Below are 16239 nucleotides of genomic sequence, written 5' to 3' on the forward strand. Positions count from 1 at the left end.
CCAAAAAAAAAAATGTCCGTTCGTGATGTGCGTCACATTTTTGCACAAAACTACAGACATTTAATCATATTTGAGGATTATTTTCTATTGGTAGTATATGACATTGGTTATTTTGCTTGCAGTCCCGCCGTATTCAAGAAATTCCAAGGTTTGTTGTAATGCGGTTGGAAGAAGAAGTCCACGAAGCCTAATTGGTCGACTGTCATTTTATTCTGAATGCAGACCGAAATCGTATTGACCGACTGCGTGAGATCCGCTTTGGACATCAACTGCGCTCCGACAATCCGGCGCGAATCCGCTTCGTATACCACTTTTAACGTCACATCTTCAAAGGTTGGCATAAACTCTGGACGATCATGCTCTTGAATTGTTACGGTTTTCACATTCATCCCCATGTCTTGTGCCGAGGTTTCGGTTAACCCTGTCGTTGCAATATTCTCATCATAAATCTTGATGCCCGATGTGCCCTGCGTTCCCATATAAGCGATCTTCGGCTCCATCAAGTTCCGTGCGACAAGTGTCCCCATGCGAACCGCATTCGTTGCAAGTGGAATATAGGCATGTTTGCCGGTTGGGTTATATACAATCGCGCAGCTATCTCCTGCCGCATACACATCCGGTTGGCTGGTACGCATGTAAGCATCCACGATAATGGCTCCATTATCCATCATGTTCAACTGACCTTTAAAGAGATCGGTAGCAGGTCTAAATCCAATACATAAGATGACAAGATCGGCTTCAAATTCTCCTTTGGTTGTAACAACTTTGGTTACTTTACCGTCGGTTCCCTCAAAACGAGTTACCGTCTGCCCTAATGCAAGCTCAATCCCATTCGATTTCAACAGCTCTTCCGTTTGGTTGGTGAATTCAGGGTCCAAGTATTTGTTCAAAATCCGGTCCGTGCTATCGATCAACGTCACTTGTTTGCCGTTCATCTCGAATGCCTCAACCAATTCAATCCCGATATATCCAGCGCCGACCACGACGATGCGTTTCGCTTCTTTGGCTTTTTCAATGATCGTATTCGAATGATTAAAGTTCTTCGAGAGCAAGATATTATCCAACTGCCATCCTTCGATCTTCGGTAAAATAGGCCACGAACCTGTTGTAATAATCAGTTTATCGAACGTATCTTCAAGGTCTTCATTCGTCTCCAAATTACGAACACGAAGCGTTTTATTTACGGTATCTACGGCAATTACATCATGACGCATTTTGGTTTGAACGCCTAGCTCCGCTAACTTCTCAGGCGAAGAATAGAACAGTCCCTGCGCATCCTTCACGACGCCGCCCACATATAATGCGATCCCGCACGATAAAAACGAGATATTATCATTACGCTCATACACTGTAATTTCGGCCTCAGGGTACAACGTCGCTGCATTCACAATGGCTGCCGTTCCGGCATGCGTACAACCAATCACTGCTATCTTCATAAATCTATTCCTCCTTCAAGGTATCTAACAATTTTTTTTGGGAATTATACATGTGAGATGATACAAGAATGGGGATATACAGCCACCCATATCTTTTGTGAATACATTCACATTACTGGGTAAAGAACGTGAAATGTTTCACTATATGTGGTGCAAAAAATGACTTTCTATCTCTCATTCTACTCTTCTGTGATTTGAGTCACTTAAATCTTACTTTTATATGTGACATATTTCACATTTGTTTCATATCGCTATCTTATAGCATATTCAGCGGGATTACAATAGCCATTTTGAATGTTCAAACTTTGTTCAATATTTCACATGAATATGAGCTCATGATGATTTCGCACAAAAAAAGAACTGATCCCCCTTCCGTCGGTGACGAAAGTTCCTCAGTTCCGTGCTTATCTATGAAGGATTAGACCAGTAGATAAGCACGAGTTGGTTCCGATGGTTATCGAAACCAAGTAAACAAGAAATGCCTTGAAGAACCCCTAATCGTAGACATGGAGCGTTACTCCCAAGGGACGAACCCATGTATGCTGATCAGGGGTTCATTTCTTTTTGGAGTGATGAAACAGCTGCGCGTTTATCCAATAAGAAGTATCCGACACAGGTTACACCTGCCAGACCCAGATTAATCAACACGAGCGGTTGATAGGAATGAAATACATCAAATACGGCGCCCCCGATCATCCCAGACAGCATCCCACCTAATTGATGAAAGAGAATGAACAAAGACGTGTTGAGTGCAACAGAGCGATATGATGCGGACAATGCTTCCCCGGCCACCAGCATGGCACCTGGAACGGCGCTTAAGTACGTGACCCCGAAGAGAATCGAGAACAGCAAGGGGGAAGCCTGCCATTGCAGGAACAGAAACAAGAAGGCCAGACAACGTATCCCGTAGAGCAGGGCCAATAATCGAATTCGATGATAGCGATCTAATAAAAAAGCAAATACGAGTGCACCCCCGATTTCCAAGATGCCCAGTACACTTAACGAGGTTGCCATCATCGTCTCATGAACATGCGTCGATTGATGAATAGCCATCAGGTTCATTTCTACCGTTCCCATATGAAATCCGCAGCTGAAGAGTGCGAGCCACACCACAATAATAATCGGGTTCGACGCATACGCTCGCAGTTGATGCCACCGTTGTCGGATAGGAACGCGCTCCGATGGCATCGATTTCGGCTGGATCTCCTTGTCAGAGGGGGGCCGATTCTCTCGGATTATGAAATACGTTGTAAAGATCGTCAGAAATCCAAATGTTAACATACTAGCATAACCGATTTTCCAATCCAGCAAGGTCTGATATTGCACGAATAAAGGCGTTAATATCGCGATTCCGATGGAACCGGAGCTCTGGAGAAGCAGAATCGCTTTGGCCCGATGATAGGAGAACCATTGTAAAGTTAATACGTAATTGGCGGTTGATCCGCTGATTCCAGCAAGTCCAAAGACAACCCCATACCCGAGAAAAAATCCGATCCCATTCGTCGCATATAAAATAATCAGCGTGCCTCCAACCATAAGCACACTGCTGATCATCATAACCAGCTTCACCCCGTATCGATCCATCATCCATCCGCCAATAATCGAAGCGATCGCGCCAAGAAGCAAATTGGCAGACCACGCGAATCCGATCCAAGATCGAGTCATATGGAAAGCTTCGCTCAGCTCAGGTTGGTAATACGCAATCAAAAAACGACCGATCGAGGATACAAAACCGATCACCCACAGATAACCTAACAAAATCCAAGCATAACGAGGTTCCTTCCACAGCATACAGATGCTCCCTTCTCTATCACGTATAGGAATCATACGATAGGCCATCTTGCTTGTATCCAGCCAATTGGATTTTTTTTCAACATCCAATCCGGCCGTAAGCTATAATGATGTCGAGGTGAAAGGAATGCATTGGAAACCGGATATCACAAGCGACGAACCGATCTATCTTCAAATTGCCCGTGTCATGGAGAATCAAATTATGCAAGGAGCGTGGCTGCCAGGAAGCCGGTTGCCCACGGAACGGGAACTCGCAGCACTGTACGGCATACATCGGAGTACGGTCACTGCGGCCTATGCGGAATTACGAGCTAGAGGGTATATTACGTCCGTGCAAGGCAGAGGAACTTCGGTAAGCGATTCCCTATGGGGGATCCTGCCGGCTAGAACGCCAAATTGGAACGATTACCATAATCGTCAATGGTTCCATCCTTCCAATGAAATGATCGATACCATCCGGCGCAGCCGCAAACGCTCGAACATCACGAATCTGTCCTTTAGTCATATGCCAGAAGATCTGCTCCCCCGAGTCGAGATGGAGCAAATCATGCAGCGGCTTTCGATCGACGGATCTTTAAATTACGCGGATCCCCGCGGCCATTCGCATTTGCGGGATGTCGTTGTGGACCATCTTTCGAATCAATACGGAATCCATGCCTCAAGGGACCAGATTTTGATTACGATGGGGGCCGAGCATGCCTTATATTTAATCGCTCACCGACTGCTAAGTCCCGGCGATTCAATCGCGTTAGAGTCGCATTCCTATATTTATACAAAGTCCATGTTTGCTTCTGCGGGACTCCGTATGATCCCACTTCCTACCGATGAGGAAGGACTGATCCCTGAGGAGCTTATCCCGCTCATACATAAGAAAAAGGTGCGAATGTTATTCATCAACCCTACCTACCAGAACCCTACCGGTACAACCCTATCCCTTGCTCGACGCAAGGAACTGTTGCGAATTTGCGAAGAGCACCGCATTCCTATCGTCGAAGATGATCCTTACGGCGCGCTTCCGCATGATGGAGCAGCGCGCCCACCGCAATCCATCAAGGCATTACACGGGAAAGGTCAATCTGTCATCTATGTGGGTACGTTAACCAAATCAGCCGCACCGGCTTTTCGGATCGGTTGGATTGTTGCCCCTGAAGTGATCGTGAAGCGATTAAGCGAAAAAAAAGCCGAAGCAGGTTATTCGGCGCACCCCTTATCGGAGCTTATCGCCGCCCACTATATGGAGCATGGGGCTTGGCAGAAGCAGGTTCACAAGCTAAGGTCGGCCTTGACCACTCGCAAACAAGCATTAACTGAAAGCCTTACTCAACATCTAGGAAACCAACTTTCTTATCACATGCCGCAAGGGGGGTACTATTTATGGGCACAGCATCGTTTCCCCCACTCTGATCGGGAGCTATTGAACGCGGGTATCCGGGAAGGCGTTCTTTTTGTCCCCGGCAGCGTATATGGCGGTCCGCAAGGAAGCATCCGCTTCTGCTTTTTGAACGAAACGGAGGAACGTATTCAAGAAGGCATACGTGCCCTGAGCAACATGCTGAACCATTTATAATCATGGCCCCGAAGTGCTTGGTTCATCGCTTTTGAATTCACCCCTGCTCGATGCCTTGAATAGGCTAATGTAACGATGATGTAAGCGAAAAGGTGGAATGTCAGGTGGACCCGTACTCATTTCCCGTTCAAATTAAATCGGCTTCGATCAAATCTAAAAATGTCAAAGTGTTTTACCCTAAAGTTGTTGACCTGCCCAATGCGATATTGGAGAAACGAATGAATACCACGATTAAGAATCAGACGCTAGAATTAATCAAAATGCAAAACTTCAACCCCAATACAACGCAGTCCGAAATGCTGGGCGGTTATGAGATTAAGAACAACCAACGTGCCATCCTCAGTCTAACGCAGAGCAATTATGCCTATACCGAACATCAAGCCCACGGCATGACCTATCTGAAATCGCTCACCGTGAACGTTAAGACAGGGAAATTCTATACCCTTGCGGAACTATTCAAGCCAGACAGCAACTATATCCAACGAATCTCCGACCTCATCTGCGTCCAAATCCAACAGCGCCATATTGATTTATTGGCTCCCTTTACAAGCATTCGACCGGACCAAGACTATTATCTCGCTGATAAAGCGATCGTTATTTATTTTGAGCTATATGAAATTACGCCCTATTATTACGGCTTCCCGATGTTCCCGATATCGATCTATGATCTGCAAGACATATGGAATGAGAACGGACCTCTCATGATTCTCGGGGCGTCGAATTAGAACGACAAAAACCCAACCGGTTCACCCGGTTGGGTTTGTTGATGAAGTTCCGTGCTTGGGAGCTGTCGATTAATCCTCGTCGGAAGACTCAGAAACTTCCTCCGCATCTTGGGATTCGTCAGCATCAGCCTCTTCATCTGCAGCCTCTTCGTCCGCTGCTTCTTCCTCGTCCGCTTGCGCTTCGTCTTGTTCTTCGTCCGCTGCTTCCTCTTCGTCCGCCTCTTCGTCTGCCTCTTCCTCTTCGTCCGCTTCTTCGGCGTCCTCCGTTACTTCCTCTGCTTCCTCTTCAGCTTGCTCAGCCTCTGCTTCTGCATCAGACCCTTCGTCAGCCACCTCATCATCGGATTGCGAAACCGTTTCCAATTCCTCGTTCAACTCTTCTTGTAACATCCGAATCACCTCCTCCTGTATTAATATATCTATATGACGGCGAGAAGAAAGTTAGAATACTTTGTCCTATATTTTTTGATAATAAAATCATGCGTTCTTCGTGCGTATCCGGAAGGTTGAATATGTCCTGTTCATTCCCAACTTGGAGGTGATGGTTATTGAAAAAGCAGATTCGCAAAAAATTGCATCTCACACCCGCTCGTACCCTGACGCTGGGGTTCGTTATTCTTATCTGCATTGGCACTTATTTATTAAAGCTCCCTTTTGCCATACGACCCGGTGTGCCGGAACTCGCTTGGATTGATGCCCTCTTCACAGCAACTTCCGCGACTTGCGTCACAGGCCTGGTCGTCGTAGACACATTAACAACCTATTCCACGTTCGGACAAGTTGTCATCATGCTGCTCGTCCAAATCGGCGGGCTGGGCTTCATGACATTCGCCACCGTGTTCGCGCTTATGATGCGCAAGCGTATCTCCCTGCGGGAACGACTCCTCCTGCAAGAAGCCATGAACGCCAATAGCATGGAAGGAATCGTCCGCTTGATTCGCAAAGTTATTCTCTTTTCCATGCTGATTGAAGCAGCCGCAGCCACCATATTTACGGTTCATTGGGCGGTACATATCCCTTTGGGAAGAGCAGCATACTTAGCGGTCTTTCATGCGATTTCGCTATTTAATAATGGGGGCTTCGACTTGTTCGGGGATTTCAGCAGCTTCCAGACGTTTGTCAACGATCCCGTCTTTAACATCACGTCCATCATTATTATTCTGGCCGGCGGTCTAGGTTTCGTCGTCCTCGCAGAGCTGTTCGATTATAAGAACATGCGCAGATTATCGTTACATACGAAAGTGGTCTTGGCAACGAACGGGATTCTATGGGTCGTTGGAGGAATCATCATCTTGATGTTGGAGTATACGAATCCCCATTCCCTTGGTGTTCTTGATTTGCCGGGAAAAATCTATGCTTCCTTCTTCCAATCCATTGGAGCACGTTCCGCAGGGACAAGCACCGTGGATATCGGTGCGCTGCGGCAAGTCACGCAATTTATGATGATCATCCTCATGTTCATTGGTGCGGCTCCAGGCTCTACTGGCGGAGGCATCAAGGTGACGACCTTTGCCATCCTTCTCGTGTCAGCCCTCGCCATGCTTCGCGGCAAAGAAGATGTCGAGATGTTCCGTTATCGCCTAACGAAAGATTTGATTCTCAAAGCGCTGACCATTACGTTCATTGCGTTATCCGTCGTCATCTCGGTATCGATGATGCTCGCCATGACTGAAGAGGATTCATTCATTGCGATTTTATTCGAGACAACTTCAGCCGTCGGGACGGTAGGGTATTCGATGGGGCTTACGCCTGAGCTCACGTTATTCGGTAAAATGGTGCTATGTGTGACGATGTTAATCGGCCGCCTGGGGCCCATGACCTTGGCTTTTGCATTAGGCGCGCGGAATATAAAAAGAGGATACCGGCATCCAGAAGGCAAGATGATGATCGGTTAATCCTCTTAAGGGGTATGATACGTATTAGCTCCATAGATGAACTGGCATCGCCTGGGGCTGGTACATCTCGACAGATATGTGTGCTGCTTCCTCCAACGTAAGGATCGCGGATAAAGCGTGATAGGGGGAATGCCTGCGCAAGGATTTAGCCCGTTGACGCATTTCCCATAGTCGGCTCGGCTCAGCGAGCATCTGGGTGAATTGTCGTTCAAGTTCGAGATCGGTTGGGGCATACACAGCCATCCCCGTTTTGACCAGCTCTTGAACATTATCCTCTTCTTGGCCCGGCAGCGCTTTGTAGAGTAAGAGCGGCAACTGCAATGTTAATGCTTCGCTCGTTGAAATCCCGCCTGGCTTCGTCATCATGAGGTCAGCACATGCCATCCACTCATGAATTTGTTCCACATATCCAAGTACTGTAATGGAGACTGCGCTATGATCTGCAATCCCTTGCAGTTTGTGGCGCAGTCTTTCGTTTGCCCCGCAAATGACGACGAACTGCACACGGTCCTTCCATTCTTCATGCTGCATCCATCGAAGCACGTTATCTGGAATGAGTCCCCAACCGCCGCCCATGAGCAGCACAGTCAGCTTGCTGGTATCCAACTGGAATTTATGACGCAAATGATCCCGATCATATGATTTGTAGAATTTGGGCCGTACAGGAATGCCGGTAACTTCGATGCTGGATCGTGCAATGCCTAACTGCATGAGCGACTTCTCCACGCGATGTGAACCCACTAAATATCGATCTGTCCCCGGGTTGATCCAGTAACTATGATCGGTATAATCCGTAATAATCGTTGCCGTAGGACAATCAATTTCCCCGCGCATTTTGAGCTTGGATACAGCTACCGCTGCTTGTGGAAAGGTGCTTACGATGACAGAAGGCTGTTTCTCTTCAATGAGGCGTTTCAGTGCGCGAAGACTGGATTCACGGACCCGCTTGACCTCTTTAATCATAAAGTTTTCTCTTCTGGTCTTTTTATATAAATAACCGTACATGCTCGGGAACGCTCGCACCCACTGTGCGTAGCAGAACGCTCCGACTTGATGCAAATGCGGTGATGCAATCTCCATATAATCTACAATGTCAACGTCAATTTTGCTGCGAATTAACTGCGAAGCTTCCAAAATCGATTTTGCCGTCTGTAAATGTCCATGCCCAAGAGGGCCGGATAATATCAAAATTCGAGATGGTTTCCTTGCCGCTAAGTTCGTTATCATGGTTATGCTTCCTTCCAAATTTAATACTTGATCCTAATTAATTGTAATCTGTTGGAAAGCGAAGTAACACTGACTTAAAGCGGTATTTCATCCTAGACTTTAGTCGAGTTTGTTCCCCTTCAAATAGGATAGACGAATTTTTCCGCTTCAGCCCTGCAATCAAATCGTGAAATGAGGTGAGAAATGCTATAATAGCCTATAATAAATAGCAATACATCTCAAAAAAGCAGGTGAAAAGAAAATGAATGCAACCATTTTGAACGCGAAGATGGAACATCACGCAGATAGCGGATATGTCGGGCAAGTACAATTTACACTGGAGAGCCACAAATCGACGTACGAAATTACGTTTTTTAGTAAAAAGGGCCGTGATTGGGATTATAGCTTGAGCTTTACCAAAGAGTCCGGCAGTGAAGAAGAATTGCTGGCAGCCGATGCTTTAATTGAAGAAGATGATGAACTATTCGATCAATTGCTGGATGCGGTTGAAGCACACATGAATAAGTGAACTTAGTTACATATCATGAAACTCTGGGAGAGGGGTTGTCCGTATGATTATCGCATTAGACAATATATCCTGGCGCCGAGATCAAACGATGATTCTCAAGGATATGAATTGGAAGGTTCAGCAAGGACAACATTGGTGTATTGTCGGTTTGAACGGCTCCGGCAAGACAACCATGCTTAATGTCGTGAACGGTTATATTTGGCCGACGAGCGGTCATGTCGAAGTGCTTGACCATAAATTTGGCGATGTCGATCTGCGGGAGCTTCGCAAACGAATAGGCTGGGTCAGCACCTCTCTGCAGCAGAAGCTATACGGACATCAGACGGCCTTGAATATCGTATTAAGCGGCAAATTCGCGACCATCGGTCTATATGATAAAACGGATGAGCAAGACCTGCAGCAAGCCGAAGAGCTGTTAGCTTTCTTAAGCTGTACAGAGCTTGCGCAGCGCACCTATGATACGTTATCCCAAGGGCAGCGTCAGAAGATTCTGATTGCACGGGCTTTGATGTCGTCCCCTGATTTATTGATTCTTGATGAACCTTGCACGGGATTGGATATCTTTGCTCGGGAGCAGCTCTTGAACATGATTCAGAAAATAACCGAACAACCTAATGGGCCTACCCTGTTGTACGTTACACATCATATCGAAGAAATCGTGCCATGCTTCACCCATACGCTGCTCATCAAGAAAGGTGAAGTCTACAAAGCCGATGAAACGCCAAAATGCCTTACCTCCGAGGTGCTCAGCGACTTCTTCGATACTCCCGTAGAAGTTCAGCAGCACCTTGGCCGTAAATGGTTAACCTTAGCATGACAACCCGATTATTCAGACAAAATATAAAATTTCGGTACCGAAAAACACATAATCTGGATCAAAACGTTGCAGGGTCAGCCCCCCTTTAGATCAGGTGTATCGACATTATGCCTTGAGAGGTGAAAGAGTATGCGATGTTTCCCCCCATCTACCTCTCCTATATCTGGCTGATTTGGTACACCACCCTAAGGGTCTTTAGAAACAACAAAAAAAGCTGCCGAGCGTTAACTCGACAGCTTATCAATGAATGTATCACACCAGGAACGGATGACTTGATCAATCTCGATCAATTGAGCAACCGTTGCGTCATCAATATGAACACCACATGAGACAACCACATTCCCTCGCGTTGCGACAGCAAGCTTGTGGGCTACATGTTTGGCAATTTCATCTTCCTTATGACCTAATAAAGTTAGTACGGATACCGATGCACTGAATTGACTCGGATCTGCTAGGCTAGGCCGCACTTGCGCCAGGGCCACAGCTCCAATATGCGGTTTCTCCCCGCCTGCGATCGTCACACATAAATCTTCTCCTTGGGACACCATGGAGAACATAATCTGATGGCCTGCACATGGAAGAATGGTCTGTTCGAACATGCCGTTCTCCTCCTCTATACGGATACTTGTCCATCCTTACTAACGCATATCGTATCATGGGTGTATATCGGATTCAAACGTTTATGCTGAATGATCCGCCGTTTCCGTAAATCGCCGTTTGTTCTGTCTCTTATTTCGCCATACCCCCGCGATCTGAGGAATGACAATACCCACCAAGATGAGTATGATACCAAACCATTGAAGTCCTGTAACTTGTTCCCTAAGCACCAATACCGAGACAATGACCGCGGCAGGCAATTCAGCTGCGCCCAAAATCGTTCCTAACCCAGGCCCTACCTTCGGTACGCCGATGGCGAAGAAAATGACCGGAATGATACTGCCGAGCAATGCCTGGGGAATCGAGTATTTCCATACCCCTTGCGCCAGCGAACCGTCGAATAAGAACGACGGAGAAAAGACCGAGAATAAGATAATCAGCGCACCGGATACCATAATGAAGCTCTTCGATAACACGGGTACATTGGTTGCCACTTTCCCACTGACGAAAATATATACCGCGAATGTTAGAGCAGACAACAGCCCAAGAACAACACCCAACGTGGTCCAATGTCCGCCCGATTGTTCTAATACCCCGCCGGCGAATAGTGTCCCTATGATCAAGACAACAATGGAAATAATCTTATTCCGACTAGGGAATTTACGCTCCCAAACGGCTTCAAGAATGACCCCGATCCACGTAAATTGGAACAAAAGCAATACAGCAAGCGAAGCTGGCAGCTCCTCTACGGCAATACTATAAAAGATACCTGTTAAACTCATCGGAATCCCCGCTAAGAGTAAGGCACCAATCTGCTTCAAGCTTACCCGTACACGTGAAAATATCAGCATAAGTACAAGCAGCATACACCAGCCAAAGAAATATTGGCCTCCAAGAATCTGCTCAACTTTGAACCCCTCTAGAAGCCCTAGCTTCAGGACTGTCGACAGTATGCCGTAGCTGCACGCTCCAAGAAACACGAGTAATGCATATTTTAGTTTATCCATGAATAATTTTCCCCCTCTGCAATATCATGGTGTGCACTAAAAGTCCAACAAAAAACCCCTTGCCGAATAATCGGACAAGGGGCGAACGAAACCAAGACAGGCATGTGCCATCTTGTAAAGTTCCGCCAATAGTCACCGCATGGGTGACGCTAGTTTGTTAGTATGATGCTCGATTTCTATTGTAATGGGTATGCTATAAAAGGTCAACATAACGCCAGGAGGTTCCATATCTGTTACTGAGATTCCTCCCATGCCTTGGCAAGTACATCTGCAAAGACATCACTCGATTGTGCTCCAGACACACCATACTTCCGGTTAATGACAAAAAACGGTACGCCTTGAATGCCTAAACGGCTTCCTTCCTGTTCTTCAGCACGCACTTCAGCGCTAAACGCCTCGCCTGCTAATAGGGCCGCGGTTGCGTCTTCCGGCAGTCCAACCTCGATAGCCAGCTCGAGCAAAACCTTCTTGTCCCCAATATGCTTGGAATCCGTAAAATAAGCACGGAATAAGCGTTCAGACATCTTTTCGCGTAAACCAAGTGTCCCTGCAAAATGAGTCAAACGATGAGCGTCAAAGGAATTCGTCGGAATCATAGTGTCAAAATGATACGTTAATCCCACGGCAGCGGCTTTTTCCGTTAGATCCGCATTGATGGCTTTGGCTTTTTCGATGCTCATACTGTATTTGCTCGCGAGCAATTCATGCATATCACCTTCGGGTTTGTAAGGCGCGTTCGGGTCTAACTCAAAGCTTTTGAATTCAATCTCCACTTCATCTTGATGGGCAAATTGCGCCAAACCTTGTTCAAATTGGCGTTTGCCAATATAGCAGAACGGACATAGAAAATCAGACCATATTTCAACTTTCATCATAGCTCCTCCTTTAGGATCTTATGGATGTGATGCACTGCAAACGTAATAAGCACATTATAGACTTGCGATTACGCACATCGCAACGAGGGAGAGTCTTGGCTGTTCAGACACGCGCCGATTCCGTCTTTTGTGATCTTCGTCGATTCCATACGCAAAAACCGATAAACGCAAGCGTTGCACAAACGACCCCCATCCCATACATCGACGCTTCCCCGAATTTCTCCTGCAGTCCGCCGCCCAAAGATCCTCCAGCAAGACCGCCCAATCCGAGAAATACCATACTTAGAAGAGCCTGTCCCGTAGCTACCATTTGCCTTGGCAGGGACATGGCAATATATTCGATCGCTAACACCCATACCGCTACATACGTGAACATATGTGTAATCTGAAGGATGACAATAGCCCCTGGGTCGGTAATGAACATATAGAGAACCCAGCGAATGGCGTATAACAAGGCAACAATCGTCAACATATTCACGATCCGGCTCTTGCGCACGATTCTAGCCATGATATAGAACCCGACAATTTCACTCGCGCCCGCAACCGCCCAAGCCCAGGATATTTGACTCGCACTTGCGCCTAAATGCTGCATATGCAAGGAGAGCAGCGTATCGTTCATCCGATGGGGCATCGCGAGTAAGAAAATCAAAATAAAGAAGATGAAGATCGAAGGATTGGCTAACGTTTGACGCAGCATCTTCAGGTTAAGCGCCGGCTCTGCGGGACCGGATATGATATCCCCTTTGGGTTCTTGCAAGAATAGAAAAATGAGAAACACGCTGATCCAAATAGGCGAGAACATCCAAATCAATGATTGCACGCCGCCCCAAGCATCGAAGCGCTGCCCAAGCACGACCAATGTCAGCATAAATCCAACAGAGCCCCACAGACGGACCGAGCTATAGGATGCCTTCCATTGCAAGGCGCTTTTGACGGTCAGTGCATCCAATAAGGAGACCGCCGGCAAGTAGAAAATATACAAAGCAACCAAACTTACCGCTGCGATAGATCGACTTTCCGTCATAAATAGCAAGTAGGCACTCACACCCATGAACAACCATAACACGATAAGCAGCGGTCTTGTCGATTTGATTCGATCACTAAGCATGCCTGCAATCGGTTGTGCGAACATCGCCAGAAAGGGGCCCATCGTCAACAAGGTTCCCGTCTCTAACGAACTAAACCCATGCGCTTGCAGCAATAAAGGAAGATACGGCAACAGAATGGCATTCGTCGAATAGAACACAACCTGCAGCAAATTCAACAGCCATCGCAAGACAATCATTCCTCTCCTGATTTACAAAAAACTTGAAAACCCCGTCTACGTTCACCGGAGTTAACTACTGCAATCACTGTATCATTAGTATGAGCCGAATTCATCCGATAATTCCATGACAAAGCCTCCCGAAGGAGGCTTAGATAAGTTCGATGGAATTAGTCATCAAAATCGGTAGGTCCAGAGTCGTTCGATTTTGTACCGCTCTTTCTTCTCAGGTTTATCGGGACTGTAATCGCCCATCATGAGTTGAAATTGCGTCTGATGCTGCAAAAGTGATTCAATCTTCTGATCTACCACATCACTAACATCGTTCTCCAAATCCGGAGGCCCCAGCAATTGCTTGCCTTGGCGTGTAACCGCGATACATTGCACAACCGGTCTCTCTTCCGGCGCTAGTCCTGACACGGCACGAATCACCATCTCTCCGCAAGCATCATGATCCGGATGCACCCCATGACCAGGATAAAAGGTTAATACAAGCTTCGGCTTGGTGGCCCGAATGAGCTCCTGAATACGTTGTACCCAATAGGCTCGATCTTCGAACTCCACCATCTTATCATGCAGTCCCCATTTCTGCACTTCATGGATCCCTAAGATTCGGCAGGCTTCGTCCAGTTCCTTCTCGCGAATACGAGGTAAGGTCACCCGATTAGCAAACAGCGGGGTACCCATGTTCCGCCCCATCTCGCCTAATGTCATACATACATAGGTGACATGTGCGCCCTGTTGAATATGTTGAATGATCGTACCGCCTATGATGCTCTCATCATCGGGATGCGGCAATACCACTAAGATGTTCCCCTGTCTTGTCATGTTGTCACTCCTTCTGCTGCCCTGTGCAGCAACTTAAGTAGAAACGAGAACCGTCCTAAGGCGTCAGATGGCCTTGCTTAGGTCTCTCGTCCTCAGAACGGCTCACGCGAGATCTGTAATGCAACGACCAACTTGCCGTCTCCATCATGACCGGCGGCAATTAACTTGTCGTGTTCTGCATCTTCCCAGTGGGTAAGGCCTTGAGCGAATACCCAACCCTTCTCTGTCTTCAAGCCCACACGATACGGGCCCTCACCTGCAATGGAACCTTGGGAATACGTAACGATGGCATTCGAAATGAACGCCGTAGCGGCTAAGTTAGCCTCACCACGATGCGCGGCATAGGCTCCTGTGGTCATCTCTAGATGAATATATACTTCTTCTCCTTTTAACTGATCGAGAAGCTGCTGGATCGCAGCAGGTTCAATACGTTTCATGTTCCACCCTCCTCTTGATGTCTACCATGTATGTTCACAGCCTTATGTTGTACGAGGCCGCACGCGCTGCGTGGCAACCGCCGTACTTGGATCATCCGGCCAATAATGCTTCGGATATCTTCCCTTCAAATCTTTGCGTACTTCGAAATACGTCTCCCGCCAGAAATTAGCCAAATCCCGCGTGACCTGCACGGGGCGCTGCGCCGGGGATAAGAGATGCAAGGTGACCGGCACCTTGCCGTGCGCGATGCGCGGCGTATCGTGCAGACCGAACATTTCCTGTAACCGAACCGCCAGTATAGGAGCCTCGGGATCGCCGTAATCGACGGGGATTCTCGAACCGCTCGGAACGACAATATGTGTCGGCGCACATGCATCCAATTCACGCCGCTGATCCCAATTCAGCATGGATTCTAAAATCTGTGTCATGTGAAGTCTGCTCAAATCCGATGCATTCTTCATGCCGTAACAATGCGGGCCCAACCATTCAGCGAGGTAATCCCGTGCCGTCAAAGAGGCATCGGATACATCCGCCCAAGCATCCGGCTCCTGCCGATGCAAGAATTGGAGACGTTCACGGAGCTGGAACGCGCTTTTGTTCCATGGGAGCATTCGCAGTCCCTCGGTGGCGAAGCCATCAAGCAAGGCTGCCAACACCTCATCCGGGTCCGGATCTTGCAACGGCACATCGTTCAGGACAATCGCGCCAAGACGCGTACGCTTCCGGGCGCGGACAGCTTTCGCACCCGCATCCCACGCGATGCTGCGCTCCACTTCGATCTGATCGGCGAAATGCCGTTCCAGATCGGAGAAGGTTAGCGGCGCAGCCAGCTGAATGCGGCTGTCAACGCCTTGGTCGTCCAGCTCCGCGACGGCCAAGTACGCCGCGTTCGACAGCGGCTGCACCGCTGCGAAGGCAGCGCCGCGACCATTGCGCAGCAGGTAGCGGCCATCGGATCGCAGTGCCGCGATGCGATCCGGGTAGGCGAAGCCGAGCAGCACGCCGCAATCGGCGAGTGCATCGCCGGCAGCGGTGTCCTGCGCCGCGCCCAGCTGGCGCTGCAGCGACTGCGCCTCGGCGCGCACGCGGCGGCAGGCCGCGGCGTCGACCGCGAGCTGCGCATGCGGCATGCCGCCGCCGCGGAGCGCTGCGACGCGCAGGCGCATGTCGGCGCCGCCTGCGCTGCGCGCGATGTCGCGCTCGCTCAGCAGCGCGGCGAGCTCGCACGCGAGGCGCGCGCGGCCGAGCGGCTCGGCGTGGCGCA

Annotated in this window: 17 protein-coding genes; 6 read left to right on the forward strand and 11 right to left on the reverse strand. The window is 48.3% G+C overall.

Annotated features, from left to right (window positions below; translation table 11 throughout):
- Nucleotides 1-107: 107 nt before the first annotated feature.
- Nucleotides 108-1436 (reverse strand): FAD-dependent oxidoreductase, encoded by a 1329-nt coding sequence (locus BVG16_RS20900; protein WP_078501121.1) that lies wholly within the window; start codon nt 1434-1436, stop codon nt 108-110.
- Nucleotides 1437-1982: 546 nt separating this feature from the next.
- Entirely contained in the window at nt 1983-3227 is a 1245-nt protein-coding gene (locus tag BVG16_RS20905) for an MFS transporter (RefSeq protein WP_158081737.1), read from the reverse strand.
- Nucleotides 3228-3354: 127 nt separating this feature from the next.
- On the opposite strand from BVG16_RS20905, the gene BVG16_RS20910 reads away from it, so the two are divergent.
- Together BVG16_RS20910 and BVG16_RS20915 are read left to right on the forward strand one after the other, a co-directional pair.
- Nucleotides 3355-4794, forward strand: a complete 1440-nt coding sequence (locus BVG16_RS20910) for an aminotransferase-like domain-containing protein (protein WP_144027435.1) — start codon at nt 3355-3357, stop codon at nt 4792-4794.
- Nucleotides 4795-4898: 104 nt separating this feature from the next.
- Nucleotides 4899-5519 carry a DUF3298 and DUF4163 domain-containing protein gene (locus tag BVG16_RS20915; RefSeq protein WP_233147114.1) on the forward strand — a complete coding sequence of 207 codons (621 nt, stop codon included), beginning with the start codon at nt 4899-4901 and terminating at the stop codon, nt 5517-5519.
- Nucleotides 5520-5588: 69 nt separating this feature from the next.
- Here BVG16_RS20915 and BVG16_RS20920 read toward each other — a convergent pair whose 3' ends face one another.
- Nucleotides 5589-5909: a hypothetical protein gene (locus BVG16_RS20920; RefSeq protein WP_078501124.1), complete on the reverse strand. Its 321-nt coding sequence runs from the start codon at nt 5907-5909 to the stop codon at nt 5589-5591.
- Nucleotides 5910-6067: 158 nt separating this feature from the next.
- Between BVG16_RS20920 and BVG16_RS20925 the strand changes: the two genes are divergently transcribed.
- Nucleotides 6068-7414 carry a TrkH family potassium uptake protein gene (locus tag BVG16_RS20925; RefSeq protein WP_078501125.1) on the forward strand — a complete coding sequence of 449 codons (1347 nt, stop codon included), beginning with the start codon at nt 6068-6070 and terminating at the stop codon, nt 7412-7414.
- A 24-nt stretch (nt 7415-7438) separates the two neighbouring features.
- Here BVG16_RS20925 and BVG16_RS20930 read toward each other — a convergent pair whose 3' ends face one another.
- Nucleotides 7439-8641 (reverse strand): MGDG synthase family glycosyltransferase, encoded by a 1203-nt coding sequence (locus BVG16_RS20930; protein WP_078501126.1) that lies wholly within the window; start codon nt 8639-8641, stop codon nt 7439-7441.
- Between the two features lie 241 nt (nt 8642-8882).
- On the opposite strand from BVG16_RS20930, the gene BVG16_RS20935 reads away from it, so the two are divergent.
- Nucleotides 8883-9149, forward strand: a complete 267-nt coding sequence (locus tag BVG16_RS20935) for a hypothetical protein (protein ID WP_078501127.1) — start codon at nt 8883-8885, stop codon at nt 9147-9149.
- 43 nt (nt 9150-9192) lie between these two features.
- Nucleotides 9193-9966: an ABC transporter ATP-binding protein gene (locus BVG16_RS20940; protein ID WP_078501128.1), complete on the forward strand. Its 774-nt coding sequence runs from the start codon at nt 9193-9195 to the stop codon at nt 9964-9966.
- A gap of 224 nt (nt 9967-10190) precedes the next feature.
- Here BVG16_RS20940 and lpdD read toward each other — a convergent pair whose 3' ends face one another.
- The 7 genes from lpdD to BVG16_RS20975 form a co-directional block, all read right to left on the reverse strand.
- The gene (lpdD, locus tag BVG16_RS20945; RefSeq protein ID WP_078501129.1) at nt 10191-10565 is read right to left on the reverse strand and encodes a prenylated flavin chaperone LpdD; all 375 of its coding nucleotides are present in this window, start codon (nt 10563-10565) and stop codon (nt 10191-10193) included.
- Between the two features lie 81 nt (nt 10566-10646).
- Nucleotides 10647-11570, reverse strand: coding sequence for an EamA family transporter (locus BVG16_RS20950; RefSeq protein WP_078501130.1), 924 nt, complete (start codon nt 11568-11570; stop codon nt 10647-10649).
- 233 nt (nt 11571-11803) lie between these two features.
- Nucleotides 11804-12445 carry a DsbA family oxidoreductase gene (locus BVG16_RS20955; RefSeq protein ID WP_233147115.1) on the reverse strand — a complete coding sequence of 214 codons (642 nt, stop codon included), beginning with the start codon at nt 12443-12445 and terminating at the stop codon, nt 11804-11806.
- A 103-nt stretch (nt 12446-12548) separates the two neighbouring features.
- The gene (locus tag BVG16_RS20960; protein ID WP_078501157.1) at nt 12549-13721 is read right to left on the reverse strand and encodes an MFS transporter; all 1173 of its coding nucleotides are present in this window, start codon (nt 13719-13721) and stop codon (nt 12549-12551) included.
- Nucleotides 13722-13886: 165 nt separating this feature from the next.
- Nucleotides 13887-14537, reverse strand: a complete 651-nt coding sequence (bshB2, locus tag BVG16_RS20965; RefSeq protein WP_078501132.1) for a bacillithiol biosynthesis deacetylase BshB2 — start codon at nt 14535-14537, stop codon at nt 13887-13889.
- 92 nt (nt 14538-14629) lie between these two features.
- Nucleotides 14630-14974 carry a YojF family protein gene (locus BVG16_RS20970; protein ID WP_078501133.1) on the reverse strand — a complete coding sequence of 115 codons (345 nt, stop codon included), beginning with the start codon at nt 14972-14974 and terminating at the stop codon, nt 14630-14632.
- A gap of 42 nt (nt 14975-15016) precedes the next feature.
- Nucleotides 15017-15853 (reverse strand): ATP-dependent helicase C-terminal domain-containing protein, encoded by an 837-nt coding sequence (locus tag BVG16_RS20975; RefSeq protein ID WP_233147116.1) that lies wholly within the window; start codon nt 15851-15853, stop codon nt 15017-15019.
- Here BVG16_RS20975 and BVG16_RS33420 point away from each other — a divergent pair.
- Nucleotides 15827-16239: hypothetical protein (locus tag BVG16_RS33420; protein WP_233147117.1), on the forward strand; the 413-nt coding region annotated here is incomplete at its 3' end. The genes BVG16_RS20975 and BVG16_RS33420 overlap by 27 nt on opposite strands.

The organism is Paenibacillus selenitireducens, from assembly GCF_002021565.1.
Taxonomy (GTDB): Bacteria; Bacillota; Bacilli; order Paenibacillales; family Paenibacillaceae; genus Paenibacillus_K; species Paenibacillus_K selenitireducens.

Coding starts and splice junctions, on each gene's coding strand:
- BVG16_RS20900 (WP_078501121.1), bottom strand. CDS start 1,436: ATGAAGATAGCAGTGATTGGTTGTACGCATGCCGGAACGGCAGCCATT.
- BVG16_RS20905 (WP_158081737.1), bottom strand. CDS start 3,227: ATGCTGTGGAAGGAACCTCGTTATGCTTGGATTTTGTTAGGTTATCTG.
- BVG16_RS20910 (WP_144027435.1), top strand. CDS start 3,355: ATGCATTGGAAACCGGATATCACAAGCGACGAACCGATCTATCTTCAA.
- BVG16_RS20920 (WP_078501124.1), bottom strand. CDS start 5,909: ATGTTACAAGAAGAGTTGAACGAGGAATTGGAAACGGTTTCGCAATCC.
- BVG16_RS20930 (WP_078501126.1), bottom strand. CDS start 8,641: ATGATAACGAACTTAGCGGCAAGGAAACCATCTCGAATTTTGATATTA.
- BVG16_RS20935 (WP_078501127.1), top strand. CDS start 8,883: ATGAATGCAACCATTTTGAACGCGAAGATGGAACATCACGCAGATAGC.
- BVG16_RS20940 (WP_078501128.1), top strand. CDS start 9,193: ATGATTATCGCATTAGACAATATATCCTGGCGCCGAGATCAAACGATG.
- lpdD (WP_078501129.1), bottom strand. CDS start 10,565: ATGTTCGAACAGACCATTCTTCCATGTGCAGGCCATCAGATTATGTTC.
- BVG16_RS20950 (WP_078501130.1), bottom strand. CDS start 11,570: ATGGATAAACTAAAATATGCATTACTCGTGTTTCTTGGAGCGTGCAGC.
- BVG16_RS20955 (WP_233147115.1), bottom strand. CDS start 12,445: ATGATGAAAGTTGAAATATGGTCTGATTTTCTATGTCCGTTCTGCTAT.
- bshB2 (WP_078501132.1), bottom strand. CDS start 14,537: ATGACAAGACAGGGGAACATCTTAGTGGTATTGCCGCATCCCGATGAT.
- BVG16_RS20970 (WP_078501133.1), bottom strand. CDS start 14,974: ATGAAACGTATTGAACCTGCTGCGATCCAGCAGCTTCTCGATCAGTTA.